At 44.6% G+C, this 20,497-nt stretch carries 18 protein-coding genes; 5 read left to right on the top strand and 13 right to left on the bottom strand.

The features are described 5' to 3' along the window. Positions 1 to 69 precede the first annotated feature (69 nt). The 13 genes from purD to DW015_RS01370 form a co-directional block, all read right to left on the bottom strand. Positions 70 to 1,425 carry a phosphoribosylamine--glycine ligase gene (gene purD, locus DW015_RS01430; protein ID WP_117863237.1) on the bottom strand — a complete coding sequence of 452 codons (1,356 nt, stop codon included), beginning with the start codon at positions 1,423 to 1,425 and terminating at the stop codon, positions 70 to 72. An 89-nt stretch (positions 1,426 to 1,514) separates the two neighbouring features. Continuing rightward, on the bottom strand, positions 1,515 to 2,219 hold the full coding sequence (locus DW015_RS01425) for a PsbP-related protein (RefSeq protein ID WP_181979811.1): 705 nt from the start codon (positions 2,217 to 2,219) through the stop codon (positions 1,515 to 1,517). A gap of 55 nt (positions 2,220 to 2,274) precedes the next feature. Then, positions 2,275 to 3,456: a phosphoribosylaminoimidazolecarboxamide formyltransferase gene (locus DW015_RS01420; protein ID WP_117903679.1), complete on the bottom strand. Its 1,182-nt coding sequence runs from the start codon at positions 3,454 to 3,456 to the stop codon at positions 2,275 to 2,277. 41 nt (positions 3,457 to 3,497) lie between these two features. Further along, the gene (locus DW015_RS01415) at positions 3,498 to 4,031 is read right to left on the bottom strand and encodes a hypothetical protein (RefSeq protein ID WP_117876437.1); all 534 of its coding nucleotides are present in this window, start codon (positions 4,029 to 4,031) and stop codon (positions 3,498 to 3,500) included. 16 nt (positions 4,032 to 4,047) lie between these two features. Continuing rightward, positions 4,048 to 4,545 (bottom strand): hypothetical protein, encoded by a 498-nt coding sequence (locus DW015_RS01410; RefSeq protein ID WP_117903677.1) that lies wholly within the window; start codon positions 4,543 to 4,545, stop codon positions 4,048 to 4,050. 30 nt (positions 4,546 to 4,575) lie between these two features. Further along, a complete protein-coding gene (locus tag DW015_RS01405) occupies positions 4,576 to 5,292 on the bottom strand; it encodes an IMP cyclohydrolase (protein ID WP_117903675.1) in 717 nt (238 codons plus the stop codon). Between the two features lie 22 nt (positions 5,293 to 5,314). Continuing rightward, positions 5,315 to 5,947: a phosphoribosylglycinamide formyltransferase gene (gene purN, locus DW015_RS01400; protein WP_046440842.1), complete on the bottom strand. Its 633-nt coding sequence runs from the start codon at positions 5,945 to 5,947 to the stop codon at positions 5,315 to 5,317. Between the two features lie 12 nt (positions 5,948 to 5,959). Continuing rightward, positions 5,960 to 7,000 carry a phosphoribosylformylglycinamidine cyclo-ligase gene (purM, locus tag DW015_RS01395; RefSeq protein ID WP_117903673.1) on the bottom strand — a complete coding sequence of 347 codons (1,041 nt, stop codon included), beginning with the start codon at positions 6,998 to 7,000 and terminating at the stop codon, positions 5,960 to 5,962. A 22-nt stretch (positions 7,001 to 7,022) separates the two neighbouring features. Further along, entirely contained in the window at positions 7,023 to 8,447 is a 1,425-nt protein-coding gene (gene purF / locus DW015_RS01390; RefSeq protein ID WP_022287348.1) for an amidophosphoribosyltransferase, read from the bottom strand. Positions 8,448 to 8,452: 5 nt separating this feature from the next. Next, positions 8,453 to 9,874 carry an amidophosphoribosyltransferase gene (locus DW015_RS01385; RefSeq protein WP_041337198.1) on the bottom strand — a complete coding sequence of 474 codons (1,422 nt, stop codon included), beginning with the start codon at positions 9,872 to 9,874 and terminating at the stop codon, positions 8,453 to 8,455. Positions 9,875 to 9,879: 5 nt separating this feature from the next. Further along, positions 9,880 to 10,596, bottom strand: a complete 717-nt coding sequence (purC, locus tag DW015_RS01380) for a phosphoribosylaminoimidazolesuccinocarboxamide synthase (protein ID WP_022287346.1) — start codon at positions 10,594 to 10,596, stop codon at positions 9,880 to 9,882. A gap of 167 nt (positions 10,597 to 10,763) precedes the next feature. Next, positions 10,764 to 11,261 carry a 5-(carboxyamino)imidazole ribonucleotide mutase gene (purE, locus tag DW015_RS01375; RefSeq protein ID WP_041337200.1) on the bottom strand — a complete coding sequence of 166 codons (498 nt, stop codon included), beginning with the start codon at positions 11,259 to 11,261 and terminating at the stop codon, positions 10,764 to 10,766. Between the two features lie 411 nt (positions 11,262 to 11,672). After that, on the bottom strand, positions 11,673 to 11,891 hold the full coding sequence (locus DW015_RS01370) for a hypothetical protein (RefSeq protein WP_181979657.1): 219 nt from the start codon (positions 11,889 to 11,891) through the stop codon (positions 11,673 to 11,675). Positions 11,892 to 12,384: 493 nt separating this feature from the next. Between DW015_RS01370 and rsmA the strand changes: the two genes are divergently transcribed. From rsmA to glgD, 5 genes are all read left to right on the top strand, one after another. Next, the gene (gene rsmA / locus DW015_RS01365; RefSeq protein ID WP_041337202.1) at positions 12,385 to 13,245 is read left to right on the top strand and encodes a 16S rRNA (adenine(1518)-N(6)/adenine(1519)-N(6))-dimethyltransferase RsmA; all 861 of its coding nucleotides are present in this window, start codon (positions 12,385 to 12,387) and stop codon (positions 13,243 to 13,245) included. 367 nt (positions 13,246 to 13,612) lie between these two features. Further along, the gene (locus tag DW015_RS01360; RefSeq protein WP_207659343.1) at positions 13,613 to 15,832 is read left to right on the top strand and encodes a SpoIIE family protein phosphatase; all 2,220 of its coding nucleotides are present in this window, start codon (positions 13,613 to 13,615) and stop codon (positions 15,830 to 15,832) included. Positions 15,833 to 16,078: 246 nt separating this feature from the next. Then, positions 16,079 to 18,097, top strand: a complete 2,019-nt coding sequence (gene glgB / locus DW015_RS01350) for a 1,4-alpha-glucan branching protein GlgB (protein WP_181979815.1) — start codon at positions 16,079 to 16,081, stop codon at positions 18,095 to 18,097. Positions 18,098 to 18,133: 36 nt separating this feature from the next. Further along, complete coding sequence (locus DW015_RS01345; RefSeq protein ID WP_022287953.1) at positions 18,134 to 19,336, top strand: glucose-1-phosphate adenylyltransferase; 1,203 nt, start codon at positions 18,134 to 18,136, stop codon at positions 19,334 to 19,336. A 17-nt stretch (positions 19,337 to 19,353) separates the two neighbouring features. Further along, positions 19,354 to 20,481: a glucose-1-phosphate adenylyltransferase subunit GlgD gene (glgD, locus tag DW015_RS01340; protein WP_117903665.1), complete on the top strand. Its 1,128-nt coding sequence runs from the start codon at positions 19,354 to 19,356 to the stop codon at positions 20,479 to 20,481. The last annotated feature ends 16 nt before the right edge of the window (positions 20,482 to 20,497 follow it).

The following is a 20,497-nucleotide window of genomic DNA, read 5'->3' as shown; positions in this document are numbered from 1 at the left end:
TCTTTGTATTTATAAACGTATTATCTGTACAAAAAAACGGACGGGATCTCTCCGCCCGTTTTATATATCCTACTGTCTTAGATAAACGCCGTTTTCTTCGATGTAGTCCTCCATGTCCTGCTTGTATTCAAGATCAAGAGAATCTTTTGGCAGTGCCTTGAGTGCTTTCTGACCAATGTCTTTTCTGAAATGCTCTCCCTCGAACTTTATCTTGGAAACAGCCTCATAGGACTTGTCCAGTGCGCCCTGAAGCGTGTAAGCATTGCAAGTAACACCCAGAACACGTCCGCCGTTTGTGTAGAATTTGCCGTCCTCGTACTTAGTGCCTGCGTGATAAATGAATGCTCCGTCTACCTGACCCTTGTCGTCCATACCGAACATCTCGATACCCTTTTTGTACTTAACAGGATATCCTCCGCTCGCCATAACAACACAAGTGCAGTAACCCGACTTCCAGCCGATCTTGACATCAGCCAGCCTGTGTTCATAAATAGCCTCAAATATCTCGCACAGATCGCCCTCCAGCATAGGAAGAACGACCTGCGTTTCAGGGTCGCCGAAACGGCAGTTGTATTCAATTACCTTTGGACCATTAGGGGTGAGCATAAGTCCGAAATACAAACAGCCCTCAAAAGTCCTGCCCTCAGCATTCATTGCATTGATAGTCGGCAGGAAGATCTTCTCCATGCACTCCTTGGCAATGTCCTCAGTGTAGTAAGGGTTAGGTGCAACAGTACCCATTCCGCCTGTGTTCAGACCCTTGTCGCCGTCCAACGCTCTCTTGTGATCCATTGAAGAGATCATAGGAACAACAGTCTTGCCGTCAGTGAATGAAAGCACAGAAACCTCAGGACCTGTGAGATATTCCTCCACAACGATAGTGGAACTGCTCTCACCGAACTGCTTGTCATCTATCATTGAGTGTATAGCCTCCACAGCCTCTTTCTCACTCTCCGCCAGAATAACGCCCTTGCCAAGTGCAAGTCCGTCAGCCTTTATAACAGCAGGGTATGTGTTCTGTTCCTTGACATATTTTATAGCGTCCTCACTGTTTGTGAACACCTCGTATTTGGCTGTAGGAATATTGTATTTCTTCATAAGATCCTTAGAAAAGACCTTTGAACCCTCGATTATAGCCGCATTTTTCTTAGGACCAAAGGTCTTGAAGCCCTCAGCCTGCAAAGCGTCTACCATTCCAAGTACAAGCGGATCGTCAGGTGCAACAGCCACCATGTCTACTTTAAGCTTCTTTGCCAGAGCCACAACGCCCTCGATATCCGTTGCCGCAACATCAAAACATTCTGCATAGCGTGAAATGCCACCGTTTCCAGGTGTGCAGTAAAGCTTTCCTACCTTAGGGGACTCCGCAAGCTTCATAACGATAGCGTGTTCACGTCCGCCTCCGCCAACAACTAATATGTCCATTTTCAGACCTCCTCAGTGTGTTTTTCCAATTATAACAATACCGCACACCTATGCTGTGCGGTATCGTCATTTATTTACTTCGTATATTATTACTTAAGCTCAAAGCTGTCAAGAACTGTCTTGAACTCGTCAGAAAGCTTGCTGTAAGCGTTCTCGCTTGCACCATATGTGATAACAACAAGGTTGCCGTTGTCAGAAGTGATTATCTGATTGAGCAGTACCTTCTGTGAGCCGATCTCGCCTGTTACGTCAACAATGTAAGCGTCCTTGCCTGCAAACTTATCTTCCTTGTCGTTTGTAACAGTGTAGCCGTCCATGGAATTATATGTTTGCTTGATCTGGTCAGCATAATCACTTGCTGTAAGACCATTGAGCAGATCGTTTGACATTGAGATAACGTTGATAGAAGCAGACTCAAGCTCAGCATCATCGCCTGCGTCAGCGTATGTGAACATTACGTCAACACCAGCGGACTCCTGCATTGCCCACTTCTTTGAGTCGATCTTGAAAGTATACAGATCGCTTGTGTAAACATTATCCTTATAAGTTCCCTTAGCCTCGTCACCGGTGCTTGTTGTGTCGTTAGCAGAAGTTGTTGTGTCAGCAACTGACTCCTCAGGTGCAGCAGTTGTAGTTGTTGTGTCAGCCTTAGACTCGACAGCAGGTGCAGTCGTAGTTGTTGTGGTTTTTGCAGCCTCAACCTTTGACTCACTGCTTGAATCGCTTGACTCTGAGCAGCCTGTAACTGCAAATACCATTGACAGTGCCATGAGTGATGCAAGTAACTTTTTCATAATAAATTTCTCCTTTTCTTCTTGACCTTTATTGTTTTGCATTAATGCACAAAAATTAGTGATGGAACAATCTTATTCCGGTGAATGCCATTGCCATGTTGTACTTGTTGCAAGTCATGATAACATGATCGTCCCTGATAGATCCGCCCGGCTCGGCAATGTAAGCCACGCCGCTCTTTTTAGCTCTCTCGATGTTGTCACCGAATGGGAAGAAAGCGTCAGAACCAAGGCAAACGCCTGTGTTCTTTGCAAGCCATTCCTTCTTTTCAGCCTCAGTGAGCACCTCTGGCTTTACCTTGAATGTGTTCTGCCATACGCCCTCAGCCAGTACATCATCATGCTCGTCAGAAATGTAAACATCGATAGCGTTATCTCTGTCAGGACGTCTTATGTTGTCAACGAACTGAAGTCCCAGAACCTTTGGGTGCTGTCTGAGCCACCATATGTCAGCCTTGTTTCCTGCAAGTCTTGTGCAGTGTATTCTTGACTGCTGACCTGCACCGATACCGATAGCCTGACCGTCCTTTACATAGCAAACGCTGTTAGACTGTGTGTATTTAAGTGTGATAAGTGAGATAACAAGATCAGTTTTCTTGTCCTCAGGAATCTCCTTGTTGTCTGTCACGATATTTGTGAGCATATCGTTGTCTATTTTCAGCTCGTTTCGACCCTGTTCAAAAGTTACGCCGAAAACCTGCTTTCTCTCAATAGGTGCAGGAACATAGTTCTCATCTATCTTGATGATGTTGTATGTACCCTTTCTCTTTGACTTGAGTATCTCAAGAGCCTCGTCAGTGTAGCCCGGTGCAATGATACCGTCAGAAACTTCTCTCTGAATCATCTTAGCCGTGCATGCGTCGCACTCGTCAGAAAGTGCGATAAAATCGCCGTATGATGACATTCTGTCAGCACCTCTTGCCCTTGCGTAAGCACTTGCAAGGGGAGTTAGCTCACCCAGATCGTCAACAAAATATATCTTCTTTTCAATGTCGCTCAAAGGTTTGCCGATAGCAGCACCGGCAGGTGAAACGTGCTTGAAAGAAGTCGCAGCACACATACCAGTTGCCTTTTTAAGCTCTCTTACCAGCTGCCAGCCGTTGAATGCGTCAAGCAGATTGATGTAACCCGGCTTGCCGTTGAGCACCTCGATAGGAAGATCCTTTCCGTCCTCCATAAATACTCTTGACGGCTTTTGATTAGGGTTGCAGCCGTATTTTAAAAGCATTTCATTTGCCATAATTTTTACCTCCGTTATATTTTATGAATAGTCCCTTTGCGTCAGTCCATTGCAAATAACGCCACTCCTGCCATGACCGCCACAATAAGCACCGCAATAAATGACATATAGAAAAGCAGTATCAGCCTGCCTTTGCCTTTCTCTTTTACGTCCCACTTTTTTGACGGAATAGTAGGTCTTGTAACGCCCAGTATTATCGGTACAATGAGCATATATCCCAGTGTAAAGAGAATAAGGTTTATGCTTGGCGTTTCGTCTTGATTTTTCATAAGCATAAAAACAGGTATCACAAGTTCAGCGTGGGCGACCGACATAAATATACGCCATATTCTCCGCTGCTTTAGCTTTCTGTCCCTTACGCTGTTGAGTGCCTCCTCCGAGGCTTTTCTTTTAAGAAACTCCTCCTGCCGCAGCCTTACCTCTTCAAGCTTTGCCTCGTCAACTATCTTGACAGTTCTCGTGCCGTCATCAATGTAGTTCTGAGTGCCGCAGTAAGGGCAGTAGACGATCTTTTTATCCTCCTCAATGGTTATCTCGCCGCCGCAGTGTTTGCATTTAAGTGCGATAAGCTCCAAATTACTTCCCCCCCGACTATTTCAAATACTTCAAGTTAATTTTACCCACAGCGAAGAAAATCACCGTGAACGTTATGTAAAACAGTACCGCAGTCTTTATTCTGCTCAGCCCTCCTGCGTTTCTCGGCTTGACCACCGCCAAAAGTATCGGAAAGCCTATCCAAACGCATATTGCCGCAATTATGGCGAATACCGACTGATACATAACAGCACCGCTGAACAGCAGTGTAAAAACAACGTGCAAAACAATGGAAAGAATTATCCAGCCCTGTCTTTGTGATGCAGACTTGTATCTGCCCCTGTCCTCTTCGTTTTGGAGCTTTCTGTCAAAGTCTGAGACCTCTTTGTTGAGCTTTATTTCTTTGAGTTTTGCCTCGTCGATAACGTTGATTATCCTGTTGCCGTCATCAAGAAGTATCTGTGAGCCGCAGTATTTGCAAAACGTCCGCTTTTGTCCCTCGTGGACCTCAAGCTCACCGTTGCATTTGGGACATCTTAGAGCAACTAACTCCATTTTTCAAACTCCCTGTCTATGATCCTTTGCTTACTTGCTGTATTTGTTTACTATCTTAGAAACAGCCTTTCCGCTTGCAATGTCAATGTATCTTACAAACAGCGAAACCTTGTTGTCCTCGTTGAGTGCGTTCCACAGCTTTGCAGTAAACTCCTCAATATCGTTTGGTATCTCCACCTTCTTAGGCTCGCCCTCAAAGCTTGGCAGAGGATTGCCGTCACCCATGTAAGTGTGGATAAAATGACCCACACCGTCAAGAGGGTTGGTGTATGTGTAAGTAAATCTCTCGCAGCAGTCAGGGTTGCCGTCAGCGGACTTGAGTATGCTCATAGCATAATTATATGCGCCGTTCTCAACGTGCATGATACCTGAAATACGAGGAGTGTAGTTTGGAGCGTCGTCCTCATACTCTCTCGTCCTCAGTGACTGCTCAAAAGTCTGCTGCTTGTCCATAAGCTCGTAAATAGTGTCCGTCTGATCGCCGTTTGTAACGATAGTCTTGTTTCCAAGCACACGAACAGGGGAGTATATAATAAGGTGTGGGTCAGAAAGCTTGCTAGGGTCAGCAGCTTCTGTCTTTATTCCGTCCTCAGTTTCCGTGAAAACTCTGTTTCTTGAATTAACACTTCTGCCCATGATAAAATAAGCCGTTACCGCACTCTTTCCGTCAGCAGATTTGCCTATAACGATACCTCTGCCCGGATATGAGTTGCTTTTAAGCTCGTCATAAATATTAAGGGTCTTCATATCTTGTCCTCCATAATTTTTCTCAGTCTTTAAGGTCAACGTAAGCCTTGCCGTCCTTAATGCTTATCCTGTCCTCGCAGAACAGCGAAACCGCCTTTGGCAGCAGCTTCCATTCAACGTTTTCCATTATCTTCTTCTGTAAACTCTCAGGCGTTTCGTCATTTGCAACATCTACAGCACCCTGCAAAATAATAGCACCTGCGTCAGCCTTTTCGTTTACAAAATGTATAGTCGCACCCGATACCTTAACGCCGTATTCCAAAGCCTTTTCATGAACTTTAAGTCCGTAAAAACCCTCGCCGCAGAATGACGGTATCAGTGCAGGGTGAACGTTTATTATCCTGTAAGGATAAGCCTTTGTGACGCACTCGTCAAGAATTATCATAAATCCGGCCAGCACCACAAGGTCAGCCCCTTGCCTGTTAAGCTCCGCCAGAATAGCCTCGCTGTAACTCTTGCTGTCAGCATATTCCTTTCTCGGAATAACAACAGTGCCGATACCTGCATTTTTCGCCCTCTCAAGAGCGTAAGCACCCTCTTTCGAGGATATAACGCAGGTTATCTTGCCGTTTTTTATAATGCCGCTTTTTTCAGCGTCAATAAGCGCCTGTAGGTTTGTTCCGCCGCCCGAAACAAGAACGCAAATCTTCTTCATATCTCTTTACCCTTAGCAGATGATAACGCCCATGTCAGAGTCAACAAGCTCGCCCAGAATGTAAGCTTCTTCGCCTGCCGCCTTGATAGCTTCGATAGCCTTGTCAGCGTCAGCCTTGTCAACAACAACTGTCATACCAACGCCCATGTTGAATGTGTTGAACATATCTCTCTCAGGAATGTTTCCTGTCTTTGCGATAACGTCGAAAATAGGAAGCACCTGAACGTCGCTTCTTGCTATCTTAACAGAAAGACCGCTTGGAAGTGAACGTGGAATGTTCTCATAGAATCCGCCGCCTGTGATGTGTGATATAGCCTTTACCTTAACAGAATCAAGCAGGCTCATAACAGCCTTTACATATATCTTTGTAGGTGTGAGCAGTGTCTCGCCAAGTGTCTTGCCAAGCTCGTCATAGTGAACAGAAAGAGTCTTTTCGTCAACGCTGAATACCTTTCTTACCAGTGAGAAGCCGTTTGAGTGAACACCGCTTGACTTAATAGCTATCATAACGTCCCCGGCCTTCTGAGTGCTTGGGTCAAGTATCTTGTCCTTGTCAACAACGCCAACAGAGAAGCCTGCAAGGTCATATTCGTCAACAGGGTAGAAACCGGGCATCTCAGCCGTTTCGCCGCCGATAAGCGCACAGCCTGACTGTACACAGCCCTCAGCAACACCAGAAACTATCTGAGCTATCTTCTCAGGATAGTTCTTGCCAACAGCGATGTAGTCAAGGAAAAACTGTGGCTTTGCACCGCAGCAGATAATGTCGTTTACGCACATTGCCACGCAGTCGATACCAACTGTGTCATGCTTGTCCATAAGAAAAGCTATCTTGAGCTTTGTGCCAACGCCGTCTGTGCCTGAAACGAGAACAGGCTTTGTGATACCTGTCATGTCAAGCTCAAACAGACCGCCGAAGCCGCCGATGCCGCTGAGAACACCGCTCGTCATGGTTCTTGCAACGTGCTGCTTCATAAGCTCAACTGCCTTGTAGCCTGCCGTTACGTCAACGCCTGCTTCCTTGTAGCTGTTTGAAAAACTGTTTGTATTCATGATAAAATATCCTTTCAGTTATTTACTTCTTTTCCGATATCTTCGATTCAAATTTGTCCTTAGGCATATCCTTAGGAACTTCGATAGGGTATTTCTCTGTAAAGCAGCCTACGCAGAAATCGCACTTTGAATTTCCCGCAAGCTTTTTAACGCTTTCAACACTGAGATATCCCAAGCTGTCTGCACCGATATATTCGCATATTTCTTCATTGGTCATCTTGCAGGCGATAAGATTTTCCTTGCTGTCTATATCCGTTCCGAAATAGCATGGTGCAATGAATGCAGGGGAGGAGATACGAACGTGAACTTCCTTTGCACCTGCGTCCCTCAGCAGCTTGACGATACGTCCCGAAGTCGTTCCTCTGACGATACTGTCGTCTATCATAACGACCCTCTTGCCCTTAACAGTGCTTGAAATAGCGTTGAGCTTTATCTTGACGGAGTTCGTCCTCTCTGTCTGGCTAGGCTGAATGAACGTCCTGCCTATGTATCTGTTCTTGATAAATCCAATGCCGTATGGAATGCCGCTTTCCTGAGAAAATCCCAGCGCAGCGTCAAGTCCCGAGTCAGGCACGCCTATGACGATATCAGCGTCAACAGGGTGTTCTCTCCAAAGATATTTTCCTGCCCTGAGCCTTGCCATGTGAACGCTCGACCCCTCGATAACAGAGTCAGGTCTGGCAAAATATACATATTCAAATACGCATATAGTACCCTTTTTACCGCAGTGAGTCGTGATAGAGTTCACACCGTTTTTGTCAATAACTATCATCTCACCCGGTTTAAGATCTCTTATGTATTCAGCGCCGATGCTGTCAAAAGCACAGGTCTCCGACGCTACCACATAGCCGTCGTCTATCTTTCCGAGGCAAAGGGGTCTGAAGCCGTCAGGATCTCTCGCCGCAATAAGCTTTGTCGGCGACATAACGAGCAGCGAATAAGCACCCTTTATCCTGTACATAGCCTTTTCAAGCGCCGCCTGTATAGACGGTGCTCTAAGACGTTCCTCGGTTATGGCGTATGATATCACCTCAGTATCATTTGTGCTGTGGAATATCATGCCCTTGTTTTCATATTGCTCTCTAAGTTCTCTTGCGTTAGTAAGATTTCCGTTGTGAGCGATAGCCATAGGACCCTTTATGTGACGAACAACAAGCGGCTGAGCGTTTGAAGCATTGCAGTTGCCTGTGGTCGAATATCTCACATGACCTATAGCAATATTGCCCTTGCCGAGCCGTTCGAGAGTTTCTTTGTCAAAAACCTGATTGACAAGACCCACGTCCTTGTGATAGCTGAACACGCCGTCGTCGTTTACAACGATACCGCAGCTCTCCTGACCTCTGTGCTGTAATGCATAAAGAGATACATAAGTCTGAGCCGCAACATCGCTTGTCTTGTTAGTATAAATGCCGAAAACGCCGCATTCTTCATGGATACCTGTTACCAATTAGATCATTCCCTTCCGTTCCAGCAGTAGGTGCAAAGCTCACAGCTTGGCAGTCCCACAGCCTTTACAGTGCCTTCAAGCGACTGGAATTCAACAGAGGTAAGCTTAAGTCTCCTGCATATCTCGTCCCTGAGGAGCTTGCCACGCTCAGTGCTTGAATCGCTGTATTCTTCAATGTATTTAACTCCCTCGATACCCTCGTTCTCATCAATGATCTGTCTTGCGATAAGTTCAAGCTCCGAGGTGCTGCGTGAAAAGTTTAGATACTTGCAGCCATACATGATAGGAGGACAGGCTGATCTCATGTGGACTTCCTTTGCACCGTTCTCATAAAGAAACTCAACAGTTTCCCTCATTTGAGTTCCTCTGACGATACTGTCGTCAACGAACAGAAGCTTCTTACCCTCGATAAGTTCGTGAACAGGTATAAGCTTCATCTTCGCAACTCTGTTTCTCATAGACTGGCTTGTTGGCATAAAGCTTCTAGGCCATGTAGGAGTGTACTTGATGAACGGTCTTGCAAAAGGTATGCCGCTTTTGTTTGCATATCCTATAGCGTGAGGAACGCCCGAATCAGGTATTCCGCAAACGAAATCAACGTCAGGGAGCCTGCCGTTTTTCATATCGTTCTCCGCCATTATCTCGCCGTTGCGTGTTCGCATAAGTTCAACGTTCACGCCCTCATAGCAAGCGGTAGGGTAGCCGTAATAAGTCCAAAGGAAAGTGCAGATCTTTTTCTTGTCTGTACCCTCGCTGAGAATATTGTAGCCGTCCTTGGTTATCTCAGTTATCTCTCCCGCCTTTAACTCGTGACAGGTGGAGTATCCAAGCTTCTGATATGCAAATGATTCAAAAGAAAAGCAATATCCGTCAGAACGCTGTCCTATTATAATAGGAAGCCGTCCGTCCTTATCTCTGGCAACGATCATTGACTTGTCTGTCATTATAGCAAGTGACATCGTGCCTTCTATCTTGTCCTGTGCGTATCTTATGCCGTCAACAAAACTGTCCTTCTGTGCGATCAGCGCACCGATAAGCCCTGCGGAATTGATAGCGCCGCTGCTCATTGTTTCAAAGTTTGCGCAGCCCTTTTCAAGCAGTTCGTCAGCCAGTTTAGCGGCATTTTGTATAACACCGATAGAGCACACTGCGTAAAGTCCTAACTTGGAGCGTACCATTATCGGCTGAGGATCTGTGTCGCTTATACAGCCGATACAGATGTTTCCTCTCATTTTATCAACGTCTTTTTCAAATTTAGTACGAAATGGTGAGTTTTCAATGCTGTGAATATTTCTCTGAAAGCCAAGCTCAGGGGAGAATGAAGTCATTCCGCCCCGCCTTGTGCCTAAGTGTGAATGATAGTCGGTCCCGAAGAAAACGTCCTGAATACAGTCATTAGCTGAAACAGCTCCGAAAAAACCGCCCATAAAAATTATTCTCCCATTACTCTCTTTATCATCTCATGGTAAGCCTCTTCAACGCCGCCCATGTCTCTTCTGAATCTGTCCTTGTCGAGCTTCTCATGTGTCTTAGAATCCCAGAAACGGCAAGTATCAGGTGAGATCTCGTCAGCAAGAAGTATCTTTCCGTGGAATCTGCCGAACTCGATCTTGAAGTCGATAAGGTCAATGCCGATGTTCTTGAAGAAGCCGAGCATGAACTCATTTACCTTGAAAGCATACTTTGTGATATCCTCGATCTCTTCCTCAGTAGCAAGACCAAGACCAAGAGCATAATACTTGTTGATGAATGGGTCGCCAAGCTCGTCGCACTTGTAGCTGAACTCAAGTGTAGGCTGCTTGAGCTTTGTGCCTTCTTCGATACCGAGCTTCTTTGAGAAGCTTCCTGCTGCAACGTTTCTTACGATAACTTCCAGCGGAACGATCTCGACCTTCTTAACGATAGTCTCTCTGTCAGAGATCTCCTCAACAAGATGAGTAGGGATACCCTCTTTTTCAAGAAGCTTGAACATATAGTTTGTCATTTTGTTATTGATAGCACCCTTGCCAACGATAGTACCTTTCTTCTCGCCGTTGAAAGCAGTAGCGTCGTCCTTGTAATCAACGATAACAAGATCAGGGTCGTTAGTAGCGAATACTTTCTTAGCCTTGCCCTCATAGAGCTGTTCTGTCTTTACAATGTTTTCCATAGATTTATTCCTCCATAAATTAATTTACATTATTTATATGATACACCGAAAACATATCCACTGCCGTTTTAATATGTAGGGGCGAACATCGTTCGCCCGCCGACAGCAGAACTTCCCCGATATATCAAATATAACATACAGCCGAGCTATATGTCTGTATCAAAAAATCAAAGCGCAGCAAGCTTGTCCTGTAAAGCCTTGTCCTTAGCCACAACGCCGTCTATCATATCCTGCTTAGCCTTTTCAAGCTTCTCAGCCAGACCCTCGTCAGAAAGAGCAAGCATCTGAATAGCAAGTATAGCAGCGTTCTTAGCGCCGTCAACTGCGACAGTGGCAACAGGGATACCGCTAGGCATCTGAACGGTAGCAAGCAGAGCGTCCATGCCGTCGAAGTTAGCACCCTTGCAAGGGATACCGATAACAGGAAGCGTTGTGTGACCTGCAATAACTCCTGCCAGATGAGCCGCCATTCCGGCAGCGCAGATTATAACTCCGAAGCCGTTTTCCTTAGCCTTGTCAGCAAAATCGCTTGCAAGCGCAGGCGTTCTGTGAGCAGACATAACGTGACATTCGTAAGGAACACCGTAAGCCTTAAGTTCAGCAACAGCCTTGCTGACAACAGGGAAATCGCTGTCAGAACCCATTATTACCGCAACTTTTTTCATAAATTTATACCTCCAAGTAAAACAAAAAATTACAAATAAAAAACTGCAACAATGGCGTTGCAGTTTTAGTCAGTGCATAATTAGATTGTTAGAGTGCAAAAAATCAAGGCAGGACGCAATTATACTTAAAGACCTACCCATAAAAGAATATGTAATTGATGAAAAACAGCACATTTCAGTCATACATCTCTCCTGAATACATACAAAAAATACTGCACAATATTACCAGACAGCAAAGCGGAGCAAAACTGTCTGCGAAAGCTTTTTTTACTGATTTTCTCCATAACAGCATACAAAGCCTTACAATAATATTGTACAATATTTATAGATAAATTTCAACACATATTTATATAAAATTTATATCAATTAATCTTTGATTTATTGTGAAATTTGTCTACATTAACTTTTTGTTCAGAAAATACTTGTATCAGTGATCTGACCGTTTGATAAGCTGTTGACAAGATCACGCATTTCCTCTTTGGAGCGTATACAGTGTGCCGAGTCGATTATCTGCTGTCTTTGAAGCGGATCCAGCTTAGCGAAGTAAGCATATGCCGCAGGCACCTGAGCAAGAGCCATAGACAGCCCCAGCGGCAATTCCTGCCCGTGAGCAAAAGAGTTATTTTTCATTTTTATCACCTCCGCATATATTATTTCCCGGGCAATAAAAAATAAACCCTTACGATCTTATATGTGATACTGCACAATTTATCACATTGTAATTTGTGCAAATAAATGATTTATATTTTAATTTGGCAACATTTCTGCAATTGTTGCATTTTTTATGCAACAAAGCACTCCTTTTTCGGGATAAGTATAAGGATATTATCCCAAATCGAATATCCTCCAAGGTAGCAGTGTATGAGGAAACATTTTGTCAACGTGAGTTAGGTGAACACGATGAGAGGTTCTGATCGCACAGAAAAGCACTTCCTGCACCTTGTTTGAAGCTTGAAAATTGAATAAAAATCGTACAAAACCACAAAATCGCTTCGCTGGGTTTTTCTTTACTTCATTGGAATATTATTCTTTTCCAAATCAGTTGACAATCTTTTGTTAATATGATATAATTATTTTGTTAATTTTTTGTCGATTTATCAGTTAATCTGAGGTGTATTAATAAATGGATAATCTTTCTAATATAAGTGTGATAAAAGATGTTCTCGCAAGACACAATTTCACTTTCTCCAAGGCTCTCGGTCAGAATTTCTTAGTGAATCCCTCCGTTTGCCCCAAGATAGCCGAAATGGGCAATGCAAAAAAAGGCTTCGGCATAATCGAGATAGGCACAGGCATAGGCGTTCTCACAAACGAGCTTGCCAAGCGTGCCGACAAGGTGGTGGCTATCGAAATTGACGACAGGCTTATGCCGGTTCTTGCAGAAACTCTCGCAGAATATGACAATGTGAAGATAATAAACGCCGACGTTATGGAAACTGACCTCCATAAGCTTATTGCTGAGGAATTTCAGGGCATGGACGTTGCCGTTTGTGCAAATCTGCCTTATTATATAACCTCGCCCATATTGATGATGCTCCTTGAAGAACGTCTGCCCATAAAGTCTGTTACCGTCATGGTGCAGAAGGAAGCAGGCACACGTCTTTGTGCCCCTATGGGTACAAGAGATATGGGAGCAGTCACAGTGGCAATAAATTATTTTTCTGTACCGAAACTGCTTTTCAACGTTTCCCGTGGCAGCTTCATGCCCTCGCCTAACGTTGACAGCTGCGTGGTGAGGTTTGATATCCGTGATAAGACTCCCGAGGGCGTGACGGACGAAAAGTTCTTTTTTAAAGTCGCTAGGGGAGCATTTTCACAGCGAAGAAAGACCCTCTCAAATTCCGTATCATCATCAATGGGCATAGATAAATCTATAGTAAATCAGGCGATAGAGCAAAGCGGCCTGCCTGCCTCCGTCCGTCCTGAAGCTCTTTCCATGGAACAATTCATAACATTTTCCGAAGCCCTTAGAAAGCTTATCTAATTGTACATATTTTCGTACAACTAAAACCTGCATTTACATCTGCTTGCGTTATCCGCACATTAAATGTAGGGGAGCGGCGCAATTTCTGCTTTGCAGAAATCCGACGTCCCGTTCTTCGGATATCTCAAATTAAAAATTATTACGCAAACATTGATCGTGCTTTTTTCAAAAGATGTATGGGAGTGGCTTTGAAATCTGTCCGTAAATTTGGTCAGTATTTCAATTTCAAGCCCATATTGCGACACCTTTCGCTTGATAGTCCTGCTAAAATGTAATTATTACATTTTGGAAACATAGGACGTGATAAGCAATGGAAAAAATTCGGCATACGGCAAAATTTCACACCTCAGGCAAAACGAATGTACTTATGGCTGTTTTATCGGCGGTAGCAGCGTTTGCGGCAAGCTTCGGAAAGATCTTGGGCTTCCCCTCGTCGATGAACGTGGCGGTGGCAGTGCTTTCGGGAACTAATGTGATACCTGCTTTTTTAAGCTCTGCACTTGCATATTTTGTAAGCGGAACATTCTCAGAGGGTATCGTTCAGCTTTGTGCGATACTTGTTATAGGGGCGGTAAGGCTTGTGATGCCCTCTGCTGACCATAAGGACGACCCTATTTTCGTGTCGCTCCTCACAACAGGAGCAATGCTTCTTTTCAGCTGTGTAATGTCGGTGGCAATGCCGTCGGATACATATACGGCTTCACTGCGAATGATAAGCTCGCTCATGTGTGGCTGTGTGGTTTTTATCGCACTGACCGTAAAACGTCAAAGAAACCGAAGCGGTGTTTTTGACCTCACAGGAATAAACGGAGTTTTCACAGCTATACTTTATATTATGTTTATCTCGACCATCACTGCTGCACCGCTTCATGTGGTGAACCTGGGCAGGATAGCAGGCACTTTGTGTATGCTTATGGCAGTGAGAAAGTATAGAAATATAGGCGGTGCAGTTGTTGGCGCATTGACAACCTGCGGTGTACTCCTTTGTACTCCGTCACTTGCTAGAAATACACTTTTGCTTGCCACGTCAGGACTTATCTGCGGAGCTTTTCTGCAATTCGGCTCTCTTGTGATAGTGCTTGTTTTCCTTGCAGTTTCACTTGTGAGCCTTGTGGCAATGGGCGTGAACGGTGATACATTTTCAATGTTTGCTGATTTGCTTATAGGCTCTGTGCTTTTTATCGCCCTGCCTGTTCCTGTGATAAAAAGGGTGGCAAAAAAAGTGGTGGGAGTGAAAAATTCCGTTGACCTTGTAGGGCAGACCACTTCTTCAAAGCTCAACATGGCTTCGAGAACTCTGGGCGGTATCAGAGGTCAGCTTACAATGGTCACTGCGGCGATAGATAAACGCTCAAAGGAAGCTACACTGTCAAAGCGTGTACGATCTGTTGTTTGTACCGATTGCGATATGTACTCAGTGTGCAGTAAGCGTTGTGTACAGCTTGATGACAGCTTTTCAAAGCTTGAAAGCATAGTTTGTACATATAATAACCTCAGCCTTGACGATGTTGAAAAGCATTTGGGTGGCTGTGTGAGAAAGTCGCTTCTTTGCAAAAGCTTCAATGAATTGTATACCGACTTTGTGGCAGAACGTGCCGACAGCATGAGAGTTCGTGAAATGCGTGAGTTTTTAAGCGAACAGCTTTCCTCCATGGAGGATATCTTATCCGACCTTTCTTTCAGGGCAGGTCAGGTGAGAAGCGTTGATCCTCAGCTTTCAGCAAGAGTAAGGGAGCATTTCTCAAACCTTGGCTATCCAAATGTGAAAGCCTGCGTTTACATAGACGAAAACCTTTGTCAGCGTGTGGACGTTTTTATAACGGCTCAGTTCAGGGGTGATCTTGTAAGGCTCACAGCAACGCTTTCAGAAATGATAGATTATGACCTTGATATGCCTGTGATAGTCAAGGTGGATAATATAACCAGAATGTCCTTTGCGGAAATACCGAAATTCACAGTTGATATAAAAAGCTTTTCAGCTTCGTCAAGCGGAGAATATTCGGGGGACAGCTTTGAAGTCTTCGATTCAAGCGTCAACGAAAAGTATATCGTCCTTTCAGACGGCATGGGAACAGGAAAAAGAGCAAGACTGGATTCATTGTTTTCCGTAAGTCTTGTTACAAGGCTTATACGATCGGGAATGTCTATGCAGACAGCCCATAGGCTTATAAATTCTATGCTAAGAGTTAAGGGCTGGGAGGAATCTTTTGCGACCCTTGATATAATGCGGCTGGAGCTTAATGGCGGAACGGTGCAGTTTCTGAAATCGGGTGCGGCGCAAAGCTTTCTTTTCCGTGACGGCGGTCTTAAAGCTATCGGCGGACAGGCTTTTCCTGCTGGGATACTTGCGGAGTGTACTCCTGATGTGAGCGAGCTTAAGCTCTTTGACGGGGACGTTCTGCTTATGACCTCAGACGGTGTCGAGGACGCTACAGCACGAGAGATACTCCGCTGTAACGGAATGAACGCTCAGGAGATAGTCACGGCGCTTGGCGCAAAGGCGCTTGCTCAGCGAACAGGAGGCAGGCGTGACGATATAACTATTATTGCCGCAAAAATTTCCCTTCGTGACGAGAATGAAAAATGAATGTAAATGACTTTGCCGACTTTTGCCTGCAATTTTTTACTTTTGTATACTTTGACTTTACTTTTCCTATGTTATTATATAAAATCTATTGTGCAAAATATATAAAATCGTCTGTTGAAATATGTGCGAATACGAGAATAACTACTAAAACTATTGCAAATTTGTTCAAAAAAGATTAAAATATAAATATGAAACGCCGAAATTATTCAGCGGTTTTCACAAAAAGACAAGGGAGGCTGAATTGTGATAGATATTATTCCAAAGGATTATGAACTGCCGCTCTATCTTTTCCACAATGGCACAAACTGCGAAACATATAAGTTTCTTGGCTGCCATAAGGGAGAGAAAGACGGCATAGAAGGTTATTATTTCAGAGTCTGGGCAGCACACGCTGAGGGCATTTCTGTTGTGGGAGATTTCAATGACTGGGACGAAAATGCCACTCCAATGGAGAAGATAGACGACTCAGAGGTGTGGGAGGCTTTTGTTACAGGGCTTAAGACTTATGATACATATAAATACTGTATCCACGGCTGTGACGGCAAGACCCATTATAAGGCTGATCCGTACGGTACACACATGGAGGTCGCTCCGAACACCGGCTCAAAGGTTTTCGATATAGACGATTATCTTTGGAGCGATAAAAAGTGGATGACCGAGAAGAAGTCTAAGGACATTTACAACTGCCCTATGAACATCTATGAGGTACATCTCAATTCATGGAAGGCTTGTCCTGACGGAAAATATTTCTCATATGTTAGATTTGCAGATACTATAATTCCTTATATAAAGGAAATGGGCTATACTCATATCGAGCTTATGCCGTTGGCGGAATATCCTTTTGACGGCTCTTGGGGCTATCAGGGTATCGGCTATTTTGCGCCGACTTCACGTTTCGGCACGCCTTATGACTTCATGAAAATGATAGACCTTTTCCATTTGGCGGGAATAGGCGTTATCCTTGATTGGGTGCCTGCACATTTCCCCAGAGATGAAGCAGGTCTGTTCGAGTTTGACGGCGGTCCGTCATATGAATACTCTGACCCGAAAAAGGCAGATCACCTCACTTGGGGAACGAGAGTTTTCGATTATTCAAAGGGCGAGGTAAAGTCGTTCCTTATTTCAAACGCTCTTTACTGGATAGAAAAATATCACGTTGACGGTCTGAGAGTTGACGCTGTTGCGTCTATGCTTTATCTTGACTATGACAGACGTGACGGAGAGTGGACGCCTAACAAGTTCGGTGGAAAGGAAAATCTTGAAGCTGTTCAGTTCTTCAAGGATCTCAATACCGCTGTGTTCGGAAGAAACCCTAATACCCTTATGATAGCCGAGGAGTCAACTTCATGGCCTATGGTAACAAAGCCTGCGAGCGACGGCGGTCTTGGTTTCAACTTCAAGTGGAACATGGGCTGGATGAACGATATGCTCAAATATATGGCTCTTGACCCTATTGACAGAGCTTTTCATCATGATATGCTCACGTTCTCATTCTTCTATGCTTTCTCTGAAAACTTTATTCTGCCTATCTCTCATGACGAGGTGGTGCATGGTAAGGCTTCATTGGTAAATAAAATGTACGGCGGAGATATCGACAATAAGTTCAAGCAGTGCAAGCTGTTCATGGCTTATATGATGGCTCACCCGGGTAAGAAGCTTCTGTTCATGGGTGCTGATTTTGCACAGTTCAGAGAGTGGGATTACGAGAATGGTCTGGAATGGTTCATGGTGGACGAATATGAGAACCACCGCAATTATCTGAACTACTCCAAGAACCTCAATCATTTCTATCTTGACCACCCTCAGTTCTGGGAGAGAGATTTCTCTTGGGAGGGCTTTAGCTGGATATCAAATGACGACTTCAAGCAGAGTATCATCATCTTCAGACGTTTTGACAAAAACGGCGGAGAGGTCATCGTTGTGTGCAACTTCGTTCCTGTGGAAAGAAAGTCATACTGCTTTGGCGTTCCTTACTGGGGCAGCTATACAGAGGTGTTCAACTCGTCTTCTGTTGACGGATCCCCTTACACTAACGGAACTGTAAAGGCTGTTGATGAGAAGATGCACGGCTTCGATCAGTCTGTTTGTATCGACATTCCTGCGTTCTCCTGTATGTATTTCACGGTGAAGAAAGAGGAAAAACCTGTGCCTGAGAAAAAGGCAGAGAATAAGAAAAAGACAAAGACTGCGGCTAAGAAAACTGCTGTCAAGAAAGCCGCTAAGGCGAAAACAACTAAGAAGTCCACAGCCAAAAAGGCTGAGTAATATAAGACTTAATAAAAATTGGTGGGTGAATTAATTATGTTCAACAAAAAAGAATGTGTTGCAATGCTGCTGGCAGGCGGTCAGGGAAGCAGATTGTATGCCCTGACACAGAGCGTTGCAAAACCGGCAGTACCTTTCGGTGCTAAGTATCGTATCATTGATTTCCCTCTCTCGAACTGTATCAATTCAGGTATCGACACAGTGGGCGTGCTGACACAGTATCAGCCATTGGTACTCAATGAGTACATTGGAAACGGTCAGCCTTGGGATCTTGACAGAATACATGGAGGCGTTCATGTGCTTCCTCCTTATCAGACAGCTTCAGGAGCTGATTGGTATTCAGGTACTGCAAACGCTATTTATCAGAATATCGCTTTTGTAGACAGATATGACCCTGAGTATGTTGTTGTTCTTTCAGGCGACCATATCTACAAAATGGATTACAACAAGATGCTTGAATATCACAAGGCTAAGAACGCTGACGCTACTATCGCTGTTCTGGACGTTCCAAAGGAAGAGGCTTCACGTTTCGGCATCATGATAACAGACGAGGACGACAACATCATAGACTTCGAGGAAAAGCCAAAGAACCCTCGTTCAACCCTTGCTTCAATGGGTATCTACATATTCACTTGGAAGAAGCTGAAAGCTTATCTTATCGCTAATGAGAACGACAAGGAAGCTTCAAAGGACTTCGGCAAGAACATTATCCCTGACATGAGAGAAGCAGGCGAGAAGCTTGTGGCTTATCGTTTTGACGGCTACTGGAAGGACGTTGGAACTATCGACTCTCTTTGGGAAGCAAATATGGACCTTATCAATCCTAACATTCCTATCGATCTTTATGACACAAGTTGGAAGATATACTCAAGAAACCCTGTTATGCCACCTCAGAGCATAGGAAAGAACGCTCAGGTACAGAACTCTATGGTAACAGAGGGCTGCGTTATCGACGGCTCTGTAGAGTTCTCAATGATCTCTGACGGCGTTACTGTTGAGGAGGGCGCTGAGATACTGGATTCTATCCTTATGCCTGGCGCAGTTGTCAAGAAGGGTGCAAAGGTCGAGTATGCTATCGTTGGCGAGAACACTGTTATCGGTGAGAACGCTCAGATCGGTGCAAGACCTGAAACTATCGAGGACAAGGACTCATGGGGCGTTGCTGTAGTGGGCAATAATCTGACCGTTTCTGACGGCAGTGTTGTTGCACCTAAGGCAATAATTTACGAGAATATCTAAGAAAGGACCGAGTAAACATGGATGTAAATATGGGTAACGTACTGGGTCTTGTTTTCGCTAATATGCACGACACGACTCTTGGCGACATGACAAAGAACAGAACTATGGGTTCTGTAATGTTCGGCGGAAGATACCGCCTTATCGACTTCCCACTGTCTAACATGGTAAACAGCGGCATAAGCGAGGTCGGTGTTATAACAAAATCTAACTATCAGTCACTTCTGGATCACCTCGGCTCTGCAAGAGAGTGGGATCTGGCAAGAAAGAAGGGCGGACTTTATATTCTGCCTCCATTCGGCAACGTTGAAAGCACTCTTTACAGAGGCAGGATAGAGGCTCTTTATGGTGCAATGAGCTTTATCAAGCACTCAAGAGCTAAATATGTTATCCTTTCAGACTGCGACGTTGTTACAAACATTGACTACAAGCCTATCGTTGCGGCTCACATTGAAAGCGGTGCTGACATCACTGCTGTTGCACACACCGGCGTTTACAGCTCTGATGAGATAAAGACTTCAACTGTATTCAACGTTGACGCTGACAAGAACGTGACCTCTGTTCTTATCAATCCTGACATCAGCGGAACTTGCACAACGAGCCTTAATGTGTTCGTTATGTCAATGGATTTCCTTATTGAAACTGTTAATGACGCAATGGCTAGAGGAAATGTAAGCTTTGAGAGAAATATTCTTCAGGAGAAGTGCAGAGAGCTTAAGATAAAGATCTACGAGTATGATAACTATTTCAGCAAGCTCAACAGCCCTGAAAGCTACTTTAAGTCAAACATGGCTCTGCTTGAACCTGAGAATGCACGCAAGCTGTTTGTTCCAAAGCGTTCTATCTACACAAAGGTAAGCGACAACGCTCCTGTTAAGTACGATCTGGACAGCAAGGTATCAAATTCTCTTATTGCTGACGGCTGTATCATAGAGGGCGAGGTAGAGAACTCTGTACTGTTCAGAGGCGTTAAGGTAGGCAAGGGTGCAAAGGTCAAGAACTGTATCCTTATGCAGGGCACTGTTGTTGGTGACAATGCTGAGCTTAACTATCTTATCACAGACAAGAACGTTTCTATCTGTGAAAACCATATCCTTACAAGCTCGCCGCAGTATCCTATGTATGTAGGAAAGGGAGCTTCTGTATAAAAAGGTCGCAATGACT

The organism is Ruminococcus sp. AF37-20 (assembly GCF_003460465.1).
Lineage (GTDB): Bacteria > Bacillota > Clostridia > Oscillospirales > Ruminococcaceae > Hominimerdicola > Hominimerdicola aceti.
This window is presented reverse-complemented; position numbering and strand designations above follow the sequence as displayed.

What these genes read in the sequence shown, in the direction of transcription:
- purD (WP_117863237.1), bottom strand. Translation starts at nt 1,425, where the DNA reads ATGGACATATTAGTTGTTGGCGGAGGCGGACGTGAACACGCTATCGTT.
- DW015_RS01425 (WP_181979811.1), bottom strand. Translation starts at nt 2,219, where the DNA reads ATGAAAAAGTTACTTGCATCACTCATGGCACTGTCAATGGTATTTGCA.
- DW015_RS01420 (WP_117903679.1), bottom strand. Translation starts at nt 3,456, where the DNA reads ATGGCAAATGAAATGCTTTTAAAATACGGCTGCAACCCTAATCAAAAG.
- DW015_RS01410 (WP_117903677.1), bottom strand. Translation starts at nt 4,545, where the DNA reads ATGGAGTTAGTTGCTCTAAGATGTCCCAAATGCAACGGTGAGCTTGAG.
- DW015_RS01405 (WP_117903675.1), bottom strand. Translation starts at nt 5,292, where the DNA reads ATGAAGACCCTTAATATTTATGACGAGCTTAAAAGCAACTCATATCCG.
- purN (WP_046440842.1), bottom strand. Translation starts at nt 5,947, where the DNA reads ATGAAGAAGATTTGCGTTCTTGTTTCGGGCGGCGGAACAAACCTACAG.
- purM (WP_117903673.1), bottom strand. Translation starts at nt 7,000, where the DNA reads ATGAATACAAACAGTTTTTCAAACAGCTACAAGGAAGCAGGCGTTGAC.
- DW015_RS01385 (WP_041337198.1), bottom strand. Translation starts at nt 9,874, where the DNA reads ATGGGCGGTTTTTTCGGAGCTGTTTCAGCTAATGACTGTATTCAGGAC.
- purC (WP_022287346.1), bottom strand. Translation starts at nt 10,596, where the DNA reads ATGGAAAACATTGTAAAGACAGAACAGCTCTATGAGGGCAAGGCTAAG.
- purE (WP_041337200.1), bottom strand. Translation starts at nt 11,261, where the DNA reads ATGAAAAAAGTTGCGGTAATAATGGGTTCTGACAGCGATTTCCCTGTT.
- DW015_RS01370 (WP_181979657.1), bottom strand. Translation starts at nt 11,891, where the DNA reads ATGAAAAATAACTCTTTTGCTCACGGGCAGGAATTGCCGCTGGGGCTG.
- rsmA (WP_041337202.1), top strand. Translation starts at nt 12,385, where the DNA reads ATGGATAATCTTTCTAATATAAGTGTGATAAAAGATGTTCTCGCAAGA.
- DW015_RS01360 (WP_207659343.1), top strand. Translation starts at nt 13,613, where the DNA reads ATGGCTGTTTTATCGGCGGTAGCAGCGTTTGCGGCAAGCTTCGGAAAG.
- DW015_RS01345 (WP_022287953.1), top strand. Translation starts at nt 18,134, where the DNA reads ATGTTCAACAAAAAAGAATGTGTTGCAATGCTGCTGGCAGGCGGTCAG.
- glgD (WP_117903665.1), top strand. Translation starts at nt 19,354, where the DNA reads ATGGATGTAAATATGGGTAACGTACTGGGTCTTGTTTTCGCTAATATG.